This window comes from Metabacillus sp. GQ13, assembly GCF_059758525.1.
In genome coordinates this window covers 1-24,425 of record NZ_JCAXET010000004.1, presented here as the reverse complement: position 1 = coordinate 24,425, position 24,425 = coordinate 1, and the positions used below count along the sequence as shown (strand labels likewise).

Below are 24,425 nucleotides of genomic sequence, written 5' to 3'. Positions count from 1 at the left end.
CTTCATCATTCTTTTTTCAGAGACATCCCAGTCTTAATCCACATTGATGATTCAATTGCTACAGCAACTGCTTTTTCGCCAACTTTCATTTTCTCTTGAAGTAAGCTCAATTGAATATATGGTAATGCATTTCCGTTATTTCCTGTATATTCAACACAATTTATCGCTTTTTCATTTGGGATATTTAGATACTCATTAATTTTGTTTGTCATATTACCACCAAGCTGAGGTGCTAGAAAAAAGTCAATTTCTGCGAAGTCCCACTCACATTTCGCTTGTAACTCGTTAATCATTTCTTCTGCCATTTTAGGGACGTTTTGTTCAATTGCTTTATAATCCTCTTTTGCCGATTGATAGATCTTTCTTCTATCTCTTACACTCAATTCATGAATGTTTTCTGGTATCACTCCGAACCAATTCATCACCTGTCCTGGGTCGCGGTCAAGTCCCTCAAATCGATTGATCAGTTTTTCAATCTTTAATCCTTCTTTTTCCATATTTGTCGAAAGGATCGCTGCTCCTGCGCCATCACCAAATAAAGCATAATTGATTAGTTCATGTGCTCTTAATTTAGAGAAATCTCTGTCTAGATCTAAAAACTTATTACACACATCCGCACCTATCACTAATGCTGTGCGATAAGTTCCCTCTTTTAAAAATTGACAAGCAACCTCTATTCCTTGTAAAGCACCGGAACAACCAGATTGAACTTGATAAGTGGCGATATTATTTAAACCTAATTTACTTGCTACCGTATTGACGGTTGCAGGCATTAAATGATCCGGAGTTGCAGTAGACAAGACAATTAAATCGATGTCTTTTAATTGAACCCGGCCATTTTCAACCGCTTCAGTCGCTGCTTTAACAGATATATCCGATAAATGATATTCAATTTTCTTCTGATAAAGATCGGTAGCAAAATATCTTGTTTTTGTTCCAATAATCTCTTCAATCCAATCTTCGCGAATACCAAAAATCTTTTCCATATCCAAATTAGTAATCGGCTTCCCTGGTAAGAACTTACCAACGCCTATAATTTTAATTTCGTTCACTCTGAACCAACTCCGTTCTATAAACCTGTTTCTATTCCTGTTCCAATATGTATGTCTTGCCCACTAATAGCTGTAGATGGAGGGTTAATTAATAGATTTAAAGCGGAAATTAATTGAGTTAATTCAAGTAATTGAGGCTTTAAGCTATAAATTCCGAGCTTTTTTAACACTTCTTTTTTTTCTTCTTTTCCAAAGTTGTTTTGATAATAGCCGAAAGTCATTACATTAACCGTTAGTCTAAATGCTGTAAGTTCTCGAGATAGACATTTCATCATTGAAATTTTACCGTGATTTAAGATTGGTGAACTTGGATACCCAGCAAAATATAAGGCATCATACACGATTGGAAAGATAATCGACCCTTGCTTTTTTTTAATCATCATCGAGCTTACCAACTTGTTTAATAGATATATCTTCTTAAATTGTTCCGTTATATAGTTTTCAAACTGATCCATATTATTTAATAGTAGTTCTTCTTCATCAACCATTTCGTTCCCATGTATCAATACATCGATTGATCCTGAATGCTCAATCATCCGATCTAGTACTTGTTGTAGGTTTGCTTCACTCATATTGTTCACGACAAACCCATTAAAGAGATGTTGATTGTGTGAAGCTATTTTCTCAAAGTATGTTAATTTTGCTTCTTCATCATCGAATAGCAAATATACACTATGTCCATTCTCAATAAGAAAATCTGCTATTAATTGGTTGAATGGTTGATGACCATTCGATATGAGAATATTTTTTTCCATTCTCTTCCTCCTATCTCATAAAGCCTCCATCTACTTTAAGAACAGTGTCTGTAAAATAATCAGATAAATCACTAGCAAGGAATAATACTGAATTTGCGATCTCATCTACTTTCCCAAGACGTTTCATATTGGTAAACTGAAGAAAATTTTGTAATTTATCATCAGGCACATGTGAGATCATCTCTGTCTCGATCATTCCTGGGGCCACACAATTTAACCTAACTCCACTTGTTGAGTATTTACGTGACAATAATCTGGTAAGTCCCATCATCGCGCCTTTCGTAGCACCATAATTACTTTGTGCCTCTCTTCCAAGTACACCAGTTACAGAGGCTACATTTATAATGCTTCCTCTACCTGCACCCACCATGTGAGGTAGTGTCGCCAGCGTACAGGTGTATGCTCCTCGGAAATTGGTATTAAATACATCTTCCCAGTCTGCTTCAGGCATATTAAAAACGATATTGTCCCTCGTAATGCCTGCGTTATTAACAAGGATATCTATTTTTCCATAGGTCGATATCGTACTGGTAATAAGTTGATTGATAAATTCTTTGTCAGTAACGGATCCTTGTGTTAAAACAACAGTGCCATCGCGGTTATCAAAGTCGTCTTGGATCTCTTTGGCCGCTTTTATACTATTACTGAAAACACCAATAACTGTGGCACCCTCTTCAGCTAAGCGGTATAATATTGCCTTCCCAATACCTCTTGTTGCACCAGTAACAATTGCCACCTTATTATTCAGTAACATGTACCATTCTCTTCCTCTCTTCTAGCAAAATATGATTTGCAAGGTTATGACCACTCCAAATACTTCCACTATAACCCCCACCAGGTTGAGTCCAAGCTCCAGCCAAATAAAGGCCTTTTATGGGCGTTTTTTGGGACAATCGTCGATGCAATGATTGTTGAACAATTTGAGCTGCTCCATAAATAGCACCATTCGTATTTTTCGTGTACCGTTCATTTGTGTGTGGGGTTGAAAGCTCTACATATTTCACATGGTCTAAGACACCAGGGTATTGTTCATTTAACCTATTTAATAAGATGTCTGTTACCTCTTGCTTTTTTTCTTTATATATTTCTTTCTCCAAGTTAGCCCACGGTTCATAACTACTTAATTGAAATAAGGATAAAGTCGTTTTTCCTATTTCATGATATTCTGGATTAATATTTTCATAGATTGTGATACAGAAAGGTGCTGTTTTAGTAGAGCCATTTTGTACCTCTTGATAAGCCTTTTCTATGTCATAGTCTTCATTTATAAAAATTTCATGGTTTGTTTCGTTGTACTCTTTTGGTAAATCAATATCTAAGTAGACATAAGCCTGAACACATGAAAGACTCGGGACTTGATTGATAATTTTCTTCGTGTACCTTTTCGGTAGAGAATCATAGCCTACTAAATCACCAAATGTATGTTGTGGATTCGCATTAGAAATAATATAGTCTGCCAGAAATTGTCGACCTTTTCGCGTTTCTACTCCATAAGCTACTCCATTCTTATGGAGTATTGTTTTAACATCCTGTCGAATCAATACTTGTCCGTCGTTTTCAAGAATAATTTCCTTTAAGGCATCACTTAGTGATTGTGATCTACGGTGTGGATAATAACCACCATAAATATGATATTCGGTCCAAACATAGGCATAAAATACAGCAGCCATTTGAGAAGGTGGTAATCCAAAATACATCCAATATTGTGATAGAACAGAAATTAATTCTTCAGACTGAACATAACCCGTTAACATTGAACGTAAAGTATCGTTTTGATAATATAGAACAGTCGGTGCATCTGATGGTAAGTCAACGGTCTGTCCACTATTGCTTTTTACTGTTATTTTTTGAATCTCGTTCCGAATTTGAATGAACGTCTGAATCAGTAATTCAATGCCTGCTTTTTCTTCCGGAAATAAAGTTATTAATTGTTGGTAGTAATCTTGATAATTCCCACTCTGTGCAACAATCTTTTTATCAGGAAATACGGCCTTATATAGGAAATCAACTTTATGAAATTCTACTTTTTCAAATACACCTAATTCATCAAGTATCTTTTTTAAGCCTCCCCCCTCACCTAAATCACCCATTAGGTGAAGAGATACTTCAAACTCCAGTTTTCTCCGTTTGAAAGATGTAGCATAGCCTCCTTGTAGATAGTGTTGCTCTAATACTGTGACTTTTTTCCCTTGCTTCGCTAAGTAAGCGGCTGAAACTAGCCCACCTAATCCCGAACCGATAACAATAACATCCTTACACATACAATAGCCTCCACGTTGTTTTTAAGAGGTTGACACATAGGGTATTGACCCCTCACTCAGACCTGAGAGGTCTAAATCCTTAGCTTATGATCGTCTCTTATAGCTTAATAGATTTTATGAAAGCTGCTCTTGAGTTTGTTGAATTTTAGAAAGCACAAAAGTTGATAGTGTTTCAACTGAATAAAAATGTTTTTGAATTTGATCCTCTGGCATACCTTGTACTTTAATGGTAAATTCCTCTTCTAAACCGGCTACTACATCCAATGCTTCTACTGAATCTAGACCCAATCCTTCTAAGAATAACGGTTCATTATCCTCAATCTCTTCTGCAGTAATATCCTCTAACTCTAAACGATCGATCAAAATGTTATGCTTAATGATGTTCTTGATTTCCTCAATATTCATTCCATACATCTCCTTTTATTTTTCACTTTAATCTAGTTATTGAATTGAACTCAACACGATAGCAACGTTGTTTCCATTAATGGAAGAACTAACAACCATACCTCTTTTTAGCTGTTTTTTCCCGAAAGAGTTCATTAATGTGTTTGTAGTTGCAGCAATTTCATCTACTTCATTATGAAATTGCTGGCTATGATAAATAGCATCAGCTGCTATATATACATGATTAAGGCAACTGAATGACTGAGCATAACCCAATCTATCGTTAAAACAATGAGTGGGAATATCTTTTCCTTCTAAGAACGTATGAATGATCGCTTCTTCATCTAAAGCATCTAAACCAATAGAATTATAAAAGATAAAATCTAATTCATCTGCCTTCACATTGGCTTTTTCTAATGCTTGTTCCATCGCATTGACCAGAGTATGATTTGATTTCGTATTAGTAAAACTTAAACCGATTCCTTCGATCTCTGCATAAACCTTCTTATTTTGACTAACTGCTTGGTCATAATTAGTTAATAGTAGTGCCGAAGATCCTTCTGTAGGCATATAAGAACTTTGATCGATTCCGTATGCTTGATCTATTGTCGAAGCTAATTCTGAACGTTCATCGCCTGCTGCAGATAAGCAGTAAGGTTGAATACCATCTTTAATGACCTGATAAGCGTTTAATATACTGATGAGACCGTCATTCCCCCCCGTACTTTGGGAGCTTGCATACCCTTTTATCCCTAATACTCTTGAAACTTTTCCAGCAGTAGAGTTAAGCACCATGTCAGGAAAATAGATGCCACTTGCAAACTCTGGACCTTTGTCAAAAATTGAATTTAAATATTTTGTTGCACTTTGCAGGCTTCCAAGGGAAGTGCCATAAATTAAACCGAAATCACCTTGATTTTCCTCATTAATATCAACATCTGCATCTGTTAATGCTAAATCAATCGCCCCAATACTAAACTGGGTTAATGAATTCATTCGACGCTTATAAAGTTGTTTGTTATAGTCCTTTAAAGAAAAGCTATCTTTCGATAAGATAGGTTGTTCAGTAAGCCATTCTAGTAAACTACCACTTTTGTATTTTTCGCGGTTCACGATCCCCATACCAACAATGACAACCCGTTGTTTTGCTTCAGAAAACGCATCATTACTGGTCACCTTATTAGCACGCCAATTTCGCGAAACAATCGAACAGTTATGTCCGCCAAATGCTGAATTATTACATAAAAAATATTCAGGTTTGCTCGTTTTCATTTGGTTTGCTATAAGATGAATATCTTCACAACCTTCACGTGCCTTTTCAAAATGCAAGGTCGCAGGTAATAAATCTTCTTGCATAGCCAACAAAGTTGTTACATATTCGATGGAAGCTGCGGCACCTAAATTATGACCGAAGTAAGATTTACTTGAACTTAACGGGATACTTGAAAATAAATCTTGTCCAAATAATTGTCGAATACCGTTTAATTCTGCCGTGTCATTTGCAGGAGTTCCCGTTCCATGAGTATTGATGTAACCGATTTGCTCTTTATCTACACCCGAGTTATTTAGTGCCATCTCGACAGCTCTACTAATTCCTCTTCCTTCAGGATCTGGAGCTGTTTCATGATGTGCATCATTGCTAAGTCCGTATCCGCAGATTTCAGAGTAAATTTTACATCCTCGTTTTTGAGCACTTTCTAAGGTCTCCATAATGACAAATGCTGCCCCTTCACCAAGACTTAATCCATACTTGTCGTTATAGGGAGAACACGGCTCTTTATTTAAAGCCTGTAACGTATTAAACCCTGCATATACAGAAAGAGACATGGAGTCAGAACCACCGGCTATCATGACATCACAATAACCATCTTTTAACAGATCATAGGCATAGCCAATTGCGTTACCACTAGCTGCACACGCCGTATTAATCGTGTTGACCGGACCGTTTAAATTGAAGTGGTTGGCAATGTGATCTGCTTGTTGGAAAAATGGATATTTCAATAAATTCTTATGTTCTACATTTGTTAAATTATTGCTGGATTCAAGAGAGTTAATGCCTCCATTGCATGTTCCGTAAACAATCCCAGCTGTTAATCCCTCTATGCTCTCATTCAACTCTATCGCGCTATCTTCTATAGCTTCCTTAATTGCCACCATTCCATATTGAGCAGATAAGTCATACTTTTCCTGCTCGTCTTTTGAAAAATACTGATTAGCATCAAAATCTTTAATTTCCGCTCCCATTTGACTAATAAAGGATTCAGTCGAAAAGCGAGTCATCTTATCAATAGATGTCTTATTTTTTTTCATATTTTCTAATACTTCATTGCGATTATGACCTAAGGCGCAAAAGACTCCTACACCTGTAATAACAACTCTCTTGTTATCTGCCAAGATTCTTCACTCCTGCTCATTTACATATTTTTAAAATGGAAGGTTTACATCCTACTCTCGATATCTAGCATGATGACGTAGATAATCTAGGGAATAAGTTACAGGATGTTAAATTTCTCATGAATGTTGACAATTCACATGTAACTGACTAAGTTTTTATTTTATGACAGTTGCTCTTGCGTTTGTTGAATTTTGGAAAATACAAAATTTGATAGGGTTTCGACAGAATAAAAATGTTTCTGAATTTGATCCTCTGGCATACCTTGTACTTTTATTGTAAATTCCTCTTCTAAACCCGCTACTACATCCAAAGCTTCAACTGAATCAAGTCCTAATCCTTCTAGAAATAATGGCTCATTATCCTCAATCTCTTCAGCTGTAACATCCTCTAATTCCAAACGCTCAATTAAAATATTTTGCTTAATGATGCTCTTAATTTCCTCAATATTCATTGTTTCCCATCTCCTTTGGTTTTTGAATTCTTCCGAATTAATCTTGATTTTAATAGAACTAAGGCACGATTGCAGCGTTGTTCCACTAATGGAAGAACGAACAATTTTCCCCTTTCTTCGAGCTCTTTAGGAAAAAATTATTCAAAAAGATTAATATTTCATTTCCTGTAATAGTATTACACAGAAAATCGAGTATTTTTGTTAAAATATTCTAAACTTCATGTAAATTCGCATAATTCGACATTTTTCAAGACTATTTAACTAATATTTTTTGATTGGCCATATTTAAAGGTGATTGATGAAGAAAGTTTTTCAGACTAAAACGTAGGTTTTTATTTGTGTTGGCAGTTTTATATAATGCTGTATTCGCAAAGATTGTTATTTTTTGTAACATGTATCGCTATATGTATTTAGCCTATCTTCATGCTTTTTGCAAAATTATTTTGTCATTTTCTTTTAAATAGCTGTCATTTCTACAAATAAATCCAAATGTCGATTTTTCGATATCTTAGAGGAACAACTTTTAGAAAAAAGAGCATAAAAAAAATAGCTCAAGAGAAGATTATCTCTTGAGCTACAAACTAGTTATAAAGTAATTGGTTTTCATTCTTTAATTAATAAAGTACAGGTGTAGATTCCTTTATAATATTTACAATAACTTAACATACTCAATCATTTCCAATGAACTACTTTCTCTTCTATCCAAAGAAGTTCTTTCATTCTTATCTTCCTTTTCCGCAAATAGGAAAAATCATGCGATCCTAAGACACTATTATTTCTATTCCTTATACAGTTACACGTACTAGATAATAGGAACATGTTTCAGCTAACCCATCTTTTGTAGCATGTTCTTCGAAAATAGTCGCTATGCCTGACAGATTTGCAGCTTTTATTTTTTCAAAGACTTGAAGAATTTGCCCGAAACAACGCATTCTTATTATATCTAATGGTGAGTGCAAACATTCGGTACTATTGACAACTTTATACTCTGAGTATGAGAAATCACCTATTTTTAGCCTTTGGCGAATCGCATCTAAAATTGGAGTTCCTTTTGTTGCTTCAAAAAGAGAGGGGAATAAAAAGGGTAGTTCTTTTCCTAGCTCATCTCCAGGGTGTAGCCCAAGTATGACACCACCGTAAGTTGGTCGTACCATTTTAATGAATGCGGAGGTAACCAATCCGAAAGAGTGAACGGGTCAATTAAATCCATAGTTGATTTCTCCTTCCACTTGGCAATAAATATAGGACGAGACTTCCAATTCATCTCACTTTTTCAAAACCTGAATCTAGTTAAGGAACGATAAATTTAACATCATGAGTTCCTCATCAAAGTATGTATTATTTATTTTTAATGCTCTACTATCTATTCCAAATGTCTCAAATCCTAAAGAATTATAGAGTTTTTTTGCTGGTATATTACCTGAAACAACGGTTAAATATAGTTGTTCAATACCCAGTTGTAACGCCTTGTTTATCGCTTCTATCATTAGATTTATAGCGATCCCACGACCACGTTTAGAGGGTGATACATACATTGAATATATATTGCCTCTATGTTTAAGTTTGTTTTTTTCTTCTATTACTAATGTAACGACACCAACTAGGTTTTCATTTTCGAAAGCACCAAATGTAAAACTATGATCTTCTTGCAACTTACGCTCAAAATCTTTTAATGAAAACTCTATTTCCTCTTCATAGCTTGAACCAAATGCCTCGGGATGAGTTTGTAATGCTTCTAATCTTATGTTTCTATACTTCTCAGCATCCTTGGATTCTAGAATCGTCATATCAAACGTAGCCTCCAAACTAGTTTGTTATTTCTTTTTCTATAAAACTACAACTCAAATGTACTACTACAAACAGTATCATTTCAATACATAATGCATTTCAGCAAATTGTTTGTAACGACGAACATCCACTAGCGTTAGATTGTTCTCTTGCTCTCCCGGCATAAACAATGGAATTCCCGTTCCGATGATCGAGGGAGCAATTTGAATCATAAACTCATCTACTAGCTTTGCTTGAAGAAGTGGGTAAAGTACCTCCCCTCCACCGACAATCCAAATTCGTTCCCCGTCAAGTTCCTTTAAGGACTTAGTGAACTCGACTATATCATTATTAATATACTCGACAAATTCATCTTTTCCATCCAATAAATGTGAAAAGACATAACACTGTTTATCCTTATATGGAAATTCATTCGGTGAAAGAATCAAGACCTGTTGGTACGTTTTTCGTCCCATTAGAATTGTATCAACGGATTGATAAAATTCTGCGAATTCAGTTTCCTCCTCACCTTCAGTCCCAATTAGCCAATCTAATGAATGATTCTCTCTAGCAATGTAGCCATCTAGACTCGTTGCCCCGTAAAATATCAACTTTCTTTTAGTACTCATCTTTACATCCTCCAATAATGATAATGATCTATAAATCTCTTGTTTCCTTTTTGCTTTATCGTTTCATATGGGTTAGATTGTCATATCAAACGTCGTAGCCCTCCTAATGAGTGTTGTTATTATTATACATGGAGATGTAATTATTTCCCTAACCATTTCTTATGAAAAATAGTTTACTGTTCTACTGAAAGTACACATTAATTATTGAGAAAAACTAGGTAATCCTGATAACTTTATGAATTTCCTAATTTATTATATAAAAAATCAATTTATACAGTTAGGCTGATCCCTATATTTTTTAATTGCATTTCTAAATACTTTGGTTTCACTTTTCCATCTTCCTGATGTTCAACCGGATAATACTCCTTCATAAAAACCGGCGCATCGAAACTTAGCCATATCGACCGATAAATGTTTTGTGCGTCTTTTACTGTTAGGTATTCTCCGTTTTCTAATTCTATATCGTCATCTACTCCAAATTGAAAACGACAGCATTCACAAATTTCATAAGAACCCACTAATTTCTCATAATCCTCATAGGCTGGTTCATCAAATCCTTTATACCCACATATTTGACAACTATATTTCATTTGAATTACCTCCTATCCTTTGTACCTTTCCAATCTACTTAAATTTTTCGAGTAAATACATTCAGTTATTGGCAAGCAAAACTTAAAGATACGACCATGACTAAAGGAATATTTTTAATTTCATCTCAATTGTTTCCAATACCTTCCGAGCGCATTTTTTTGATTTATGTACATTATTCCTTTACCGAGATGACAACATCACCATAAATCTGATCATCTAACACAACCTCTATCCTCCATAAACCTACTGAAGGGAGTTCAAAGTTAGTCGTAAACCGGGTTAAACGATCATACCCTTGACTTGGTTCATGTATTTCCATAGCAGGTAAAGCGGTTAGACGTTCTCCTGTTTCCTTGCTGTATGCATAAATTGATATTTTTTTGCCCTTAAACGTTTCAAATAGCTCTGTAAAAGAAAATATGCAGCCATACTGACTTCCTACAGAAAGTTCTGGATCAGGATTCATCCTAAACAATACCTTGTCATTTTCTTTATATTCATTTCGAGGTTCCCAGTTTGTTAGCGTATTGAGTAGAATACTTGTCTGTTCTTTATCAATTTCACCATACCCCTCTTCTTCATTGTCACTTATGATCGTTGCTGTTTCTGTGTGAGTGTTCAACCAAACCCTATATACATACAATCTTTCTGGCATGTTTTTATTATCTTGAAAAAACAAAGTGGCTGTTAGATCTTCATATCTAGCAATTTTTGGTTGGATATTCGGTTCCCAGTTTATCTTTGAAATTATGCTTTTAAACGATTCTAATGAATTCTTGTCTGTTATCACATCACTTTCTTGAGCTATCCCCTCACTGTTTACCTTTTGGATATCTACTCTTGTTAAATTTTCTTTATTTAACCCTATACAACCGACAAAAAATAGGGTGAAGACTAATATAATACTAAAATGGACCAATCTTTTCATGAAACACCTCCAGATATATAGACGTTTTTCATTACATTATGTTGCAACAAATTCACCTATCATCCCCATTGTTAATTTTAATGGATATTCACTTTTTTTGTAGGAGATAATAAACGAACTTCAGGAATTAGAGGTCAGAAAAATGGAAAGAAATTATGCGATTGACTTTATTAAATTCTTTGCAATAGTAGCTGTGGTCATTATTCACACCTTCCCAAGTGACCATTTACTTGGATACTTTATTTTTGACAACTTTTCTAGGTTTGCCGTTCCTTTCTTCTTTGTTGCTTCTGGGTACTTGTTTGGCCTTAAAGTAAGATATAAACCTAAGTCTATGGACTATTTCAAACGATATTTCGGTAAGATTTTAAAAATTTACCTATGCTGGTTTTTGTTTTATTTCTCATATGATCTTTTACGGATCTTGTTCGAAGGTGGAAACGATAAACAGGAATTATCGAAGTATATTGAGGGTTTTTCTGCACTGAATATCCTTTATTATGGGCAAGGAACGAGTGGCTATCAGTTGTGGTTTGTGATTTCCTTAGCCTGGAGCATTGCAGTTATCTATCTATTCTTTCGGCTAAAAAAAATCACATCTTTGTTATTTCTCAGCTTCTGTTTAAATATGGTTGGTCTTTTCGGGCAATCTTATTCTTTATTTTTTGAGTTACCAGTCGAAACAACCCGTGCCGCTATGTACATTGGGTTATTTTATACAACCCTAGGATTCTGGTTTGTCTCACCATTACCTAACAATTCGTTTAAAAAGTGGAATAACAATACCTTTCTTTATTTGTTTTTCTTTTTCTCTATTCTCCAGATCATTGAAGGTTATTGGTTGGAAAAGGTGTTACATGCCAGACATGGGGAGTATTTTCTATCAACCATTTTTCTTACGATATGTTTGTTTAAGTTTTGCTATAATAACCAACAGCTTGGGATAGGACTATTCATTACTAAAATTGGCGGGAATGCAATAGGTATATACGCGATCCATGTTTTCTTTATTGATATCGTTGATCTATTGTTAAACGCTTTTGGTCTTGGGCATGTATCAGAACATATAGTCTGGAACATGATGGATGCCTTTTTAGTCTTTAGTCTATCTTATATGACGTATCAAAGTCTTCAATCTATTAAGGGTAGGTTGCTTTTTGGGAAGTAACCACCACTTGTTTTATTAATGTAAAATCATTTCCTTACTAAGCAGATCTTTTCGACAGCTTTCTCATTTGTAGAATGATTAATATATCAAGCATTTTACTAAGTTTAATAGTCTCTTCCGAGGAAAAGCCTTTTGACATACCGACTGAAATCATTTTTTGACGTACATTTTCAATGTGTTCAAATAAATCATTGTTCACAATCTTCTCTCCCTTTTACAACAATAAATAGATTTTACCAAATGGAAGCGCATACAATGAAGGAGATTCTTTCAACAAATACCGACAATATTATAATACTTATAAATGAACAGTGTATTCTAGCACCCTTTTGCCCCCAAGTCACTCAGAAATCAGCATCTGAATATTCAAAATTACTCTTTGGTTCAAACTTAATTTCAAAAGGTAAACGACAATAGGACGTTCTTCCCTCTAATATAACAAGCATTGACGTACTATCATCCAATCGGGCGATAGTAGCCGCAGGATATTTTCGGCAAAGATTGTTGTTTTCCGTACAGAGTACTAATGTATACTTTGTAGCTATATCTTCATGCTCTTTTCGCTAAAATACTCTGATATCCTTTTGCACATAGCTTTAATTTAAATCCGAAAAATTTAAAAGCCGATTTTTTCATTTGCACTAGAGCAACTTTTAGAAATGAGCCTAAGCAAAATACACAAAAATCCCCACTTTTAATAAGAGGGGATTTCGTTTATAATCTGAAACGTTGAATTAATTTTTTTAGATCATCTGCTATAACAGTTAAGTGATTCGCACTACTTGCTACTTGTTGCATAGAATGGCTTGATTGTTCAACAGAGGCTGCTGTTTCTTCAATTCCTGCAGCTGATTCTTCGGAAACTGCAGCAATTTCTTCGATGGATTTATTAATAATGTCGCTATTTTCCGCCAAATCACCCAGGTTTTGTGAGATATATTTAATTCCTTTCGCTACTTCTGAAAGGGAACGATCAATTTGTTCAAATGTATTACCTGTAGTAACGATTTGTTCCTTTCCCTTTTCAACTTCTCTGTATCCACCTTGTAATGAGTTTGTTACATCGTTTGTCTCATTTTGAATATTACTTACTATCTGTGTAATATCTACAACTGATATAGATACTTGCTCAGCTAGTTTTCTCACTTCATCGGCAACTACTGCGAAGCCTTTTCCTTGCTCACCAGCACGTGCTGCTTCTATTGCAGCATTTAATGCTAATAGATTTGTTTGTTCTGCAATGTCTTTGATTACAGCAATTAGCTTAGATATTTCTTTAGATTGTTTATCTAATCCAATGACCTTTTGAACGGCATCTTTTACGATCGTATCGATATTTCCCATCTGTGTAATAGATGAAGACATTAATTTACTACCTTCTGCTGTCAAATCAATTACATGATGTGAAGAGGCATATACAGACTCACCTTTAATATTCGCTTCCTTTATCTTATTCGAAAAGCTAACCATTGCTGTTGAGAGGTCGCTACTAATTCCGGCTTGCGTTTCTGAACCATTAGCAAGTTCTTGCATTGTGATTGCGATTTGGTTACTACCATCATTTACTTCATTGGATGTTTTTGTTAGACTACCACTTTGGTTGGATAATGTATTGGATACCTCGCTAATTTTCGTCAGTATATCCCTTAAGTTTTCATTAACGCGATTTGTTGCATGTACTAACATGCCTATCTCATCTAATGAATTTGTTACAAGTGGTTCATGACTCAACTCGCCATTTGCAATAAGGTCCATACGTTTTCTTAATTTATTTATAGGCCTTGCAATGTTTCTAGGAATAAGGATTGATATAATAATTACAATAGCTAATAATACTAAACCAAATATAATCGAAACAATATAGGTAATCTCCGCGACTTCTAGAGCTTTTATGCCATTTTTTTGACTTTCATCTCCTTTCGCTAAAGCCAGTTGTGTCATCTGGTCAACCACTATTGTTAGTTCAGGTTCAATTTCATTGTTTAGGATTCGTTTTGCTCCTTCAATATCCCCTTTTTCATAGGTTGGGAAGAATTTTCCCTCAAATAATTTGTATATTTCATCTGTTTGTACGGCAACATCTTTAATGGTTGGCTTATTAGATTTTTCTAATAAATCATTTTGGATTGTTAAACTTGGTTCCTTTAATGCAAAGTAGATTTGTTTATACTTTTCTTCTCCTGTTAATACATATCCTCGAAGCTCACTCTGTTGTTGTGTAAGGATGCCTAACAAGCTAAAATCAGATGCCATTAACGGAATATCTTGTTCAGATAGTGTTCTCGTATGTTCTTCCATTTTATTTATAGAACCAACTAAATAAAAACCAAAGCCAAATACAAGTAATGCAATGAATAGAAATGATGCCATTAGCTTTGTTCTTATACTCTTAAACTTTACTAGATTTTTCATGAAGTAACCCCTTTTATTAAAATATTATCTTCAGTCGAATGATTAGATTCTCTCTATTTTTTCGTCATCATAATTCAACTTACTTCTTATATCGACATTAAGTTGAAATGATTGAAGTGAAAAAAGTTTTTCCAAAAAAATTGTTAGAGCTATAAAATTTTGATCCTGTTATTTTTTTGAACATTTTGCTACTTGATTTTGTGTCTTTGCCAGTACGGATAGTCGATTACACGCTAGCTTTGTTCCATTATAAATAAGGTGAACCAAATCAAAGTGCACCTTCGCAAAATTTTTCCCTTCCGATAACGGATTTAGTTCGATTGGAACTACTCTTTTAAATAGGCATTGACTCGTTCGATTGTGGTCCTCTGTTTATGGATATCTGGCCATATCTGGGAACGGCTGGTGCAGTATTGCTTGAGTCATAGAGACTCAAAAAGGGCGACACTTTTTCAAGTATCGCCCCTTACATTTTTTCACAATCTCTTGTTCCTTAAAATACATTTGATTGACAAATTACATATTCTTATCTCTTTGTCTCCTCATCCATTTTGTTGCTACCCACTTATCTCCAGTAAGCACTGGTGCACCTCCATGTAAGGTTAACTCGTTTAAGGCATGATCATCATAAAAATATTCAAAATAAACCGCCATTCCCTTTTGTGGAGAAATTGAAAAATTCAGTTTAGGAAAGAATGTTTCTCCACCATGTTCTACATCGCTTAAATACATAACAAGTGTGCTAATTCTAGGATTGCTTACTATTCGATCTTTAGATGAAAAAAAGTCATAATGAGCTTTATACTCTTGACCGATTTTATAATTAAGTATTTGAAGACCTTCTCCGTGTTCAAAAGGAATATTCATAATAAGAGATACTCTTTTTTCAATTCTAGCAACAAAGTCGCTTTCACCTTCTTGAAAAAACATACTACTACTTGTTCTAAGTTCATCTATTTCACTTGTTTTTCCAATTTTCGAACGCTGTATCCTATCTTTCGACAACCTAATTAACTCATCACATTCATCTTCGCTTAAAACATTTCCTAAAATGACGACTAATGGTTCATCTAGTTTAGCAATGATGTTAATTTCTCTATCTTCTGTTATTATTTTATTTCCAATGTGATTGAAAATCGTTTGTTCTTTCAGCTTCAACTTCCATCATCCTCTAATCTTAACTTATCTATTTTTTTTTTTTTCTATCTCCTGATTTCAAAGAAGCTTCTAATTTCCACGTTTTCACATTCTCATTCTCCTTAGAAAATCTAATCTTCCTTACTTGACTTAATTCGACAAAAATTTTAAATATCCTTTTTCCTCTTTAAGTAAGGCTGTTTTCGCAAAGATTGTTGTTTTTCGTAATAAGTAAATCGTTACGAATTCAGCATATCTTCGTGCTCTTTTCGTTAAATTACTCTGATATACCTCTAGAGATCACTTCAATTTAGATCATAAAAATCCAAAAGCCGATTTTTATACGTACTAGAGCAACAAACTTTTAGAAAAGAGCCTTAAGTAACCAACTTCGTTCGTACAATATATTCTACATAAATAAAGATAATACTCTATTCGAAACCAGATTATATTGCTCCCATTAAAACCTCATATAAACTAGCTGTTCTTTTGTTATTTAAACAGATTGAATCCACTATTACTAGTTAATCTTCTGCTGCACGATTTCATATGACCACTAATCATAAAAAAACCAAATAGCTAAGCAATTTGGTTTACTAATCGGTATGTTTTTTCTGAATATTTCCAGTGAAACGAATCTACAAAAACAACATTAAATTATTTTATAAAATAATTTAATCCCTGCTAATACTAGGAAACTGGTTCACTCCCAAGAAAGCATAGAAGTTCGGAACCTTTTAAATCTTTTATCATTATTTAAAATTAATTCGATTTAAGATTTTTGCTTTTTGATAATGAAAGATTGATTTAGATAGTTCAAAGATTGTTCCGTTCGTTAAGCAAACTGTATTTTCAATAATCAGCGCTGGATCTTGCGGATTAACTTTTAGCAATTTAGCACTTTCAACGTCGATTTTTTCGCTGTTGATGACTTTGTCAGCAAAGCCAATGTTTAATTTTAGATCATCGATAAGATAACTGTATATCGAACTTGTCGCGATATCTTCATTTAAATATGGAACAATATCTTTTTTAAAGTAACTAACTTCTATTGAGTACGGTTCATCATCTACTATACGTAAACGTTTAATAGAATAGAGTTTTGTTCCCGCTTCACAGTGAAGTTGTTTTGCTATACCACCGTTAGCTTCTATTACCTGTATATTTAAAATCTTGGTTTCAATGTTCCTCGAGTTCAAATCCTTTGTTAGCCCTCTAAGACTGCCTAAATTTATATAATCCGTGTCAGATTCTTCTCTTAAAAACATTCCACTACCTTGCACCTGGTAGATGTATCCTCGGTTCACCAGCTGATTAATTGCTTTTCGAATCGTATTTCTGCTGACTTCAAATGTTTTTATCAGTTCGTCTTCCGTAGGCAACTTTTTCCTTTGATCAAATTTCCCATCCCTAATTTCCTGTTCTAAATCATTTGCAATTTCTTTATATTTTACTGTCATATAAACTCCCTATTTTTCATTCAATCGTATCTAGCCTCTATTATACACAAAACCTCTTGATTTAAAATCAAGAGGTTTTCTTATTATTGGCTTTTTCAAAGGAATTTGTTGCTATAAAACCTTATTGAAGCCATTTTAATAGAAAAATTCTGAATCATTATTCGAATGGAGCATGATGTCAGTCTCTACTCATAAAAATGTACTTGACCAATAAACAACAATATTTACGAAAGCATCCTTTTACTTACAGCTCTTCTCCTCTTGTTTCAATAATATGTTTATACCAGTAAAACGAGAGCTTTTTCTTTCGGTTTAAATCGTCATGATGATCCACGTAAATAAATCCATATTGCTTTTTATATCCATTTAACCAGCTTAATAGATCAATGACAGACCATGCGTAATACCCTTTTAAATGAATGCCTTCATCGATTGCTCGCTTAATCACTTTTAAATGTGCTTCAATATACTTAATACGGGGTACATCCACTATTTCACCATCAATAATTGGATCCTCATCACCAAGACCGTTTTCTGTTACATACATTTTAATATCACCAAAACGATCCTTTAACATATGCAGCCCATCTAAAAATCCTTGAGGTGAGATTTCCCAGCCCCATTTTGTATATGTTTTATCTTCCATTTTTACAGTCCGATAAAAACCATCAAAAGACGGGTTACCTGGAGCTAGCGTAGATGTCTCTCTAGAATGGTCCATTTCTGAAAATGCTTCTTGATTTTTTTCTACTCTTATTGGTTGGTAATAATTAAGCCCAATAAAATCATTTTTACTCGCATTTCTTTTTAATGTATTTAATTCCTCTTCAGTCCAATTAGGTGTCCAATCTTTCTCCTTTAGTTGCTCAACTACATAAGAAGGATATTCACCTTTTAATATCGGGTCATAATACCAAAAGGTTTCATATTCATTAGCATGTCGAGTTGCTTCAATATTCTCGGGTTTATCATCCACACTGTAAGCTGGTAAGAAAACATGAGTAATACCAATCTCACCATATTGGTTCAGTTTTTTATAGACTTCTACAGCTTTTGCATGTGCATAAAACACATAATGTGTCGCTTGAAAGTACTTTTTCTCATCGTTTTGGATACCCGGCGGATGAGCCCCTTTTAAATAACCTAATCCACAAAACATAACTGTTTCATTGAATGTAATCCAGTGTTTGACTCGATCTCCAAATTCCCGAAAACAAATATCTGCATACTTGACGAAGGCATCAGCGGTTCGCTTATGAGTCCAACCACCATCTTCTGCAAGCGTCAAAGGCAAATCCCAATGATACAGTGTAACAAATGGAACAATACCATATTTTAAACATTCATCAATAATATTATTATAAAATTCCAAGCCACTTTCATTGACCTCTCCATCACCTGTTGGCAAAATACGTGCCCATGATACGGAAAACCGATACGATTCAAGACCCATCTCTGCCATTAATTTAATATCTTCTTTGTAACGATGGTAATGATCTATCGCTACATCTCCATTTGTACCATTATATGTTTTCCCTGGAATCTTTGAAAAAACATCCCAGTTTGTTAATCCTTTACCATCTTCATCCCATGCTCCTTCAATTTGATAAGAAGCAGTAGCAGCTCCAAACAAAAAATCATGTGGAAACTTCATTATCCACCCTCCATTTTCATACTATCATTTAATTTATTACTATATATCAAATTTATAGGCATAAATTATAGGTTAATTATAACCTTTTGTTTAATAAGAGACCACAAAAATCTCGTAAACAAGTATACATATGTATAAAAGGTAGTATCTACTATTATCGGAAGATTAAATCTCTTGTCTAAAAAATACAAATAATAAAAGACATTAACTCTGCTGAATTAACGCCTCACTTTTAGTTAAAATCGATATATTTTTAATAATAATGAGCTTATGGACCAAAAACCAGAGTTCCCCAAATCAGATAGATTGGTGGAAAAAATAAAACTACAGTCGTTAAATTGCCAACAAACCCTAACTTATCTAAAAGACTAGTGAGCGAATCCTCATTTATCACATGCATGCGCCTACTAAGAAAGCTGATAACTAACCCACAAATTCCAAGACCATAAAAGACGATGAATTCTGAATTGAATATGGAAATTTCCCAAAAGTAAAAAAAAACAGACAACAATAAAAGCAAAACGCCTAACCAAATAAAAATTTTCCTGATTGCATTTTTAATAATAATCTACTCCCAATTAATTATTTTTTACGACCATTATGTTTTCATCAAGTCCTTATTAAACCAAATACTTCTATTAAGAAAGACATTCTCTTGTTAATTAAGTTTCAATGAAGGTTAATATTTATTAATATATACTTTAACCTTTCACAACATAATGATTGTATTGTGAAACAACCATAAAAATAACTAATAAAAAAAAGACCCTATTCAGGTCTTGAATACTTATTGAAAAAATCTCTTATGTCTTCGATGGACATCCCCACTTCGAGAGCATATAAAATCAGTTCTGCCCATTCATGATCCAGGTCATTTTCGGTTGAACCTAAGGAATTTACCATATGAATCCTCCTAAAATAGTATATATTTTAGGCAGCTCAGCCATCTTAGCTTAGATCTACCTTAGATCTGTAACTTTGCGTCCCAAACTTTCGAAAGGTTTGCCTTTTCCTATTGAGTGAACACTTCATAGTTAAATAGTACTGTAATATGGATGATAATTAAATATAAATATTAAATATCAACAAAATTATTTCATATTATTCTTTAATCACTAACCCTAACAATTTTGAGAATCCAATTGCTTGATCGGAAGAAACTTCACAGCCTATCAAGCTTTCTAGAGACACATTCAGTTTTTCAAATATACAGGTACTGATATCTATTCCTTTAAGTACAGTTTGTGTAAAATCTACATCATTAAGATCGCACATATTAAGATTTACTTTGTTAAGCTTGCATTCGTAAAAGTTAGCACTTCTAATAGAAGAATGGTCAAAACTCACTTGTTTGAGACGTGCATCGGCAAAGTCAGATAAACTCAGATCACAGTTTTCAAACGATACGTTACCCAGATTAGCATTAGAAAAATCTAAGCCTACTAGTTTACAGTCTTTAAAAGCAACTCGATGAATAATGCCATTACAAAGCTTCGCATTTGAAAAATTACAGTTTTCAAAAATCACATCAGTCATATCATTATGATGAAAAATAGCATTAGTAAATGAAACATTATTAAATATCACCTTAGAAAAAATGACTCGATCAATTTCCTCGTTATCAACTTGTGAACCTTCCACCAAACAGTTCACTAATTGATAGTCCTCATCATAATATATATCTTGGAAATTACTTTTTTCTATATACGATCCAACTTTTGGTTGGTCAATTTTAATCTTTTTCGACATCATACACCTCTATCATTTAAATTGTTATATATGACATACTACATAAAAATTAATTCGGATATAAGTCTTTATTTATTTTGTGATTTGTGGACACACAACTATTTTGGTAGATGCTAATCACGCCATGCTACCATTAGGAGATTGATAGCTATCTTGTAGGCTAGTTGACTCTTGCTAATAAGTTGATTTACTATTGAGCCTTATATGATTATAGTTTGCCTACATTTTATCTTCTAATTTTTTTAATAGAATAACATCACTTGATTATTACTGAAATAACATTTAACGTTTGTTTAAAGGAGTGCAAATAATTATGATAGAAAATATTACAAAGATCGACTACCATCAGGTAATCGAATATTCCCTTGAACCGATTGTAATCCATACAAATCTTAAAATTATCTATGTTAATCATGCAGCTGAAAAGCTTTTCAGAGAGACGAAAGCAAATATTATTGGAGCAAGCCCATTGGATATATTTAGAGACACATCTAAGCTTGCAATAGAAACTAGGATCGATTCGGCATACCAACAACCAGCAGAGGTTATTGAAGAAATCGTCTTCAGAATGGATGGAACAAGTGTTGAAGTTGAATTATATTGTCACCCTGTAAAAATAGGAAGTACAAAAGCAATACAAACATATGTGAGAGATATAACTGGAAGGAAAGAATCTGAAAGAAAAAACAAAGAAATAATAGAACAAATAAATGAACTTTCATTAACACTTGTCCCTTTACTAGACGGGATTGCCGTACTGCCCTTAGTAGGTTCATTTGATGAAAGTAGAGGTAGACAACTACTAGATGATGTCCCAATTAAGGTAAAGACACAAAATATAGTGTGTTTAATCATCGATTTTTCTGGTATCTATAATTTAGACGACGTTGTTGCTCATTACCTTTTTCAAATAAATGAAGTACTTACATTACTTGGAGTTCGCACTATTTTAACAGGGCTTAGACCAGAACTTGCTCTCATTGCCAACCAACTAGATATTGATTTAACTTCAAAAACCATTCACTCTACTGTGAAATCTGCACTTAATTCCTTGGGGTTTAACAAAGGAAAAGAAATTAACTAAATTAAGTATGCTTATATGATACTTAAAAAAGCTATATGATAAATGAACCTCTTTAATCCCGAGATTGGATTGAAGGGTTCACCAAAATGGCAGAACCTTCATTGTTCGTCTATCAGATAGAATTTGATCCCACTTTAAGATTTATCCAACCTAATTGCTCATTCATTAATTCTAGATAGTTTTATATCCCGCAATGGTACAAATAATTTATAATCGCTTGTTTTTATAAAGCAATGATTGGGTATAGAAAGGATAATAGATAAAAAAGACATGGGAGGTTCTACAAATGATTAGGAAAAAAATCAAAAAAATGCTGATAGATCCTAAATTACGAAAAACACTTATTAATAAGGTAATACCTACTATAAAAAAAGAGATGAAAAAGAGAAACTCTAGAAAATGAAATTTCTTTTGTCCTTTCTTAGTATTCCTTTCTCCGCGGAAAATAAAAATATAGAAATATCGCAGTCACAATCTTAGAATTAGGTTCCTGATCTTATTTATCATATGTTTCATTTCCCTGTATCCCTCTTTTCAAATTCTTAGAAAATGAATCCATATCAGTAAATAACTTATCTATTTTTTGGATATCTTCCTTAAAAAAATCTCACTAAGAATTTATTTAAAAAAGAAAGAGGGTAGCATCAATTGGAGATACTCTCTTTCTCTTATTGAAAGGCTGTTTTCGCAAAGATTGTTGTTTTCCGTACCAAGTACTAATGTACACGTTTAAGGATATCTTCGTGCTCTTTTCGCTAAATTACTCTGATATCCCTTTGGACATAGCTTCAATATATATAAAAATCCAAAAGCCGATTTTTATTCGTTCTAGAGCAACAAACTTTTAAAAAAGACCCTATTGAAATGATCATTCAACAAATTGATCCAAAAACAATGTTTAATCGAACCCATTTATCGCCACTAGATACCCTATAGAATTCATGATTTTCTCTACTATCGTTATTGCTAATCTTAAAAAAGATCTCATCTGTATTTTTCAATAACAATAAAGCACGTGCTATCAGGCATACTTGTAACATTCCCGCTTTCATCCATTACCTTTACTTTAGGAAGAAGGAATTCTTCGTATCCATCCTGCAAGTAATGTTGGAATGTAACAATTGTAGCTTCTTCACCAAGAGTGTCTTGGATAACGGTTTTGTATTCATTAGGTGTAAAGTAACCGAATTGCTCTTGCACCTCATGTGGATATGCTTCTTCTCCCCAAGTATACGTGTAGAGAAACTCCATCAGGTCGTTCACAGGTAATTTTATCGTTTTCTCGTCTATTTGATTATACGAAATGATTCTTCCTTTAAAATCATGAACATATCGTTTAAAAAATGACATTCCTCCTTCATCATGAAACACTAGCAATCTCATTTCTTCTTTTGGTTCAGTCATAATACCATCTCTGATGATAATTCGACCTCCAGGACTTAATACTTCAAATGAACTTTTTAATGCTTGGGAAACGACATCAGGGTTAAATTTCATTCCTTTATACGGAATATATGAGTACATTTCGTGAAGAATCGATGAAAAGACAATGGTGTCGATACTATTTGGTTTGTAATACGATTTAAGTTCTAATGCATCGGCTTGTTTAACAAACCAGCCTTTATTTTCACGGACTTTCTTTTTCGCTAATTCCTCTACAACATTTGTTGAGATATCAATCCCAATGACCTCTGCATTTGGATGATGTTCTGAAAGTACATCTAACATCACCCCTCCTCCAGCACCGATATCGACCATCACGGTTCCTTTAGCGTAATCTGCTATCACTTTTTTGTGGTCCTGTCCATTATTCATGTCAGTTAAATAGGTCTGTTCATTCTGTAAGCGATCAAAAGCATCTTTTCTGAATCCAAAGAAATCATATAGGAGAATAATAGACCGTTCATAAAGAGGAGACTTCTCTGCTTCTTGGCAAAATTCAATCAACTTCTCTCCTGCCTTTGAATAAGCGAATTTCACTCCAACCATTTCAGATAATGAATTATATGGAAGGATCTCCAATGATACATGTTCATTGTTTGGGATGTCACCTCTTAACATGTCTTCCATTGGAATATCTTTCAAGTACGCTTCGATCATTCTCTTTTTGTATAAATTTACAGCTTTCTTTCCTTTATAATCGTAGTAAATATCTTTCATAAATGGTTCAAAACTTACTTGTTGTAGCGACAATGGATTTGCTTTTTGATAGATTAATAGGAAGATCTTAAGAAATTCTTCGAATGAGAAATCATGAAGTGCTGTTTCTACATACCACATATCTGTTTTGCGTAGGAAAGAGTTATACATTGTAATCATTTCTTCACGATTAAACCACTTTTCATAAAGTGATTTGAAGTCTTCTCCCTTTTCAATAGACCCTTTTCTTAATTTCTTGATTCTTTCGTCCATCGCATACTCTTGATCTCTTTTTCCATCTACAATCCAACTTATCACCTTTACTACCTCACCACGGACACCATTCCATATATCAGGAGATACAGCTTTTATAATGCATTTATTTAAAAGATATAGGACTCTAGCTATG

The 24,425-nt window shown here is 33.8% G+C and carries 22 protein-coding genes, 1 pseudogene and 1 riboswitch; of the genes and pseudogenes, 2 read left to right on the top strand and 21 right to left on the bottom strand.

What is annotated here, in order from left to right; translation table 11 throughout:
• Positions 1–5 precede the first annotated feature (5 nt).
• The 12 genes from AC6CHR_RS05565 to AC6CHR_RS05510 all read right to left on the bottom strand — a co-directional run bounded on the left by AC6CHR_RS05565 (position 6) and on the right by AC6CHR_RS05510 (position 11,213).
• The gene (locus tag AC6CHR_RS05565) at positions 6–1,052 is read right to left on the bottom strand and encodes a 3-oxoacyl-ACP synthase III family protein (RefSeq protein WP_498247539.1); all 1,047 of its coding nucleotides are present in this window, start codon (positions 1,050–1,052) and stop codon (positions 6–8) included.
• Between the two features lie 17 nt (positions 1,053–1,069).
• A complete protein-coding gene (locus AC6CHR_RS05560) occupies positions 1,070–1,807 on the bottom strand; it encodes an SDR family NAD(P)-dependent oxidoreductase (RefSeq protein WP_498247538.1) in 738 nt (245 codons plus the stop codon).
• Positions 1,808–1,817: 10 nt separating this feature from the next.
• Positions 1,818–2,561, bottom strand: a complete 744-nt coding sequence (locus AC6CHR_RS05555) for an SDR family NAD(P)-dependent oxidoreductase (protein ID WP_498247537.1) — start codon at positions 2,559–2,561, stop codon at positions 1,818–1,820.
• Positions 2,548–4,068, bottom strand: coding sequence for a phytoene desaturase family protein (locus AC6CHR_RS05550; protein ID WP_498247536.1), 1,521 nt, complete (start codon positions 4,066–4,068; stop codon positions 2,548–2,550). Before AC6CHR_RS05550 ends, AC6CHR_RS05555 begins: the two co-directional genes overlap by 14 nt.
• A gap of 114 nt (positions 4,069–4,182) precedes the next feature.
• Positions 4,183–4,473, bottom strand: a complete 291-nt coding sequence (locus tag AC6CHR_RS05545; RefSeq protein ID WP_498247535.1) for a phosphopantetheine-binding protein — start codon at positions 4,471–4,473, stop codon at positions 4,183–4,185.
• A gap of 36 nt (positions 4,474–4,509) precedes the next feature.
• Positions 4,510–6,846 carry a beta-ketoacyl synthase N-terminal-like domain-containing protein gene (locus AC6CHR_RS05540; protein WP_498247534.1) on the bottom strand — a complete coding sequence of 779 codons (2,337 nt, stop codon included), beginning with the start codon at positions 6,844–6,846 and terminating at the stop codon, positions 4,510–4,512.
• A 161-nt stretch (positions 6,847–7,007) separates the two neighbouring features.
• Positions 7,008–7,298: a phosphopantetheine-binding protein gene (locus tag AC6CHR_RS05535; protein ID WP_498247533.1), complete on the bottom strand. Its 291-nt coding sequence runs from the start codon at positions 7,296–7,298 to the stop codon at positions 7,008–7,010.
• A 785-nt stretch (positions 7,299–8,083) separates the two neighbouring features.
• Positions 8,084–8,452, bottom strand: coding sequence for a hypothetical protein (locus tag AC6CHR_RS05530; RefSeq protein WP_498247532.1), 369 nt, complete (start codon positions 8,450–8,452; stop codon positions 8,084–8,086).
• Positions 8,453–8,584: 132 nt separating this feature from the next.
• On the bottom strand, positions 8,585–9,085 hold the full coding sequence (locus tag AC6CHR_RS05525; RefSeq protein WP_498247531.1) for a GNAT family N-acetyltransferase: 501 nt from the start codon (positions 9,083–9,085) through the stop codon (positions 8,585–8,587).
• 78 nt (positions 9,086–9,163) lie between these two features.
• Complete coding sequence (locus tag AC6CHR_RS05520) at positions 9,164–9,694, bottom strand: dihydrofolate reductase family protein (RefSeq protein ID WP_498247530.1); 531 nt, start codon at positions 9,692–9,694, stop codon at positions 9,164–9,166.
• A 269-nt stretch (positions 9,695–9,963) separates the two neighbouring features.
• On the bottom strand, positions 9,964–10,284 hold the full coding sequence (locus AC6CHR_RS05515) for a hypothetical protein (protein WP_498247529.1): 321 nt from the start codon (positions 10,282–10,284) through the stop codon (positions 9,964–9,966).
• A gap of 173 nt (positions 10,285–10,457) precedes the next feature.
• Positions 10,458–11,213, bottom strand: a complete 756-nt coding sequence (locus tag AC6CHR_RS05510) for a hypothetical protein (RefSeq protein WP_498247528.1) — start codon at positions 11,211–11,213, stop codon at positions 10,458–10,460.
• A 142-nt stretch (positions 11,214–11,355) separates the two neighbouring features.
• On the opposite strand from AC6CHR_RS05510, the gene AC6CHR_RS05505 reads away from it, so the two are divergent.
• Complete coding sequence (locus AC6CHR_RS05505) at positions 11,356–12,381, top strand: acyltransferase (RefSeq protein WP_498247527.1); 1,026 nt, start codon at positions 11,356–11,358, stop codon at positions 12,379–12,381.
• Positions 12,382–12,418: 37 nt separating this feature from the next.
• Here the strand turns inward: AC6CHR_RS05505 and AC6CHR_RS05500 are convergent, their stop codons facing one another.
• The 8 genes and pseudogenes from AC6CHR_RS05500 to AC6CHR_RS05465 form a co-directional block, all read right to left on the bottom strand.
• Entirely contained in the window at positions 12,419–12,580 is a 162-nt protein-coding gene (locus AC6CHR_RS05500; protein ID WP_498247525.1) for a Spo0E family sporulation regulatory protein-aspartic acid phosphatase, read from the bottom strand.
• Positions 12,581–13,095: 515 nt separating this feature from the next.
• On the bottom strand, positions 13,096–14,793 hold the full coding sequence (locus AC6CHR_RS05495; protein ID WP_498247524.1) for a methyl-accepting chemotaxis protein: 1,698 nt from the start codon (positions 14,791–14,793) through the stop codon (positions 13,096–13,098).
• A gap of 168 nt (positions 14,794–14,961) precedes the next feature.
• A pseudogene (locus AC6CHR_RS05490) lies at positions 14,962–15,191 on the bottom strand (IS5/IS1182 family transposase); the annotation flags it as partial.
• Positions 15,192–15,309: 118 nt separating this feature from the next.
• Entirely contained in the window at positions 15,310–15,951 is a 642-nt protein-coding gene (locus AC6CHR_RS05485; RefSeq protein WP_498247523.1) for a 2OG-Fe(II) oxygenase, read from the bottom strand.
• 731 nt (positions 15,952–16,682) lie between these two features.
• On the bottom strand, positions 16,683–17,390 hold the full coding sequence (locus AC6CHR_RS05480; RefSeq protein ID WP_498247522.1) for a GntR family transcriptional regulator: 708 nt from the start codon (positions 17,388–17,390) through the stop codon (positions 16,683–16,685).
• 244 nt (positions 17,391–17,634) lie between these two features.
• Positions 17,635–19,044, bottom strand: a complete 1,410-nt coding sequence (locus AC6CHR_RS05475; protein ID WP_498247521.1) for a GH1 family beta-glucosidase — start codon at positions 19,042–19,044, stop codon at positions 17,635–17,637.
• 768 nt (positions 19,045–19,812) lie between these two features.
• Complete coding sequence (locus tag AC6CHR_RS05470) at positions 19,813–19,947, bottom strand: anti-repressor SinI family protein (protein ID WP_498247520.1); 135 nt, start codon at positions 19,945–19,947, stop codon at positions 19,813–19,815.
• Between the two features lie 27 nt (positions 19,948–19,974).
• A riboswitch (cyclic di-GMP riboswitch) is annotated at positions 19,975–20,061 on the bottom strand.
• A gap of 84 nt (positions 20,062–20,145) precedes the next feature.
• Positions 20,146–20,793 carry a pentapeptide repeat-containing protein gene (locus AC6CHR_RS05465; protein ID WP_498247519.1) on the bottom strand — a complete coding sequence of 216 codons (648 nt, stop codon included), beginning with the start codon at positions 20,791–20,793 and terminating at the stop codon, positions 20,146–20,148.
• A 313-nt stretch (positions 20,794–21,106) separates the two neighbouring features.
• Here AC6CHR_RS05465 and AC6CHR_RS05460 point away from each other — a divergent pair, with 313 nt between their 5' ends.
• Positions 21,107–21,877 carry a PAS domain S-box protein gene (locus tag AC6CHR_RS05460; RefSeq protein ID WP_498247518.1) on the top strand — a complete coding sequence of 257 codons (771 nt, stop codon included), beginning with the start codon at positions 21,107–21,109 and terminating at the stop codon, positions 21,875–21,877.
• A gap of 984 nt (positions 21,878–22,861) precedes the next feature.
• On the opposite strand, the gene AC6CHR_RS05455 is transcribed toward AC6CHR_RS05460, so the two are convergent.
• The coding region (locus AC6CHR_RS05455) for a class I SAM-dependent methyltransferase (protein WP_498247517.1) at positions 22,862–24,425 on the bottom strand (1,564 nt) is incomplete at its 5' end.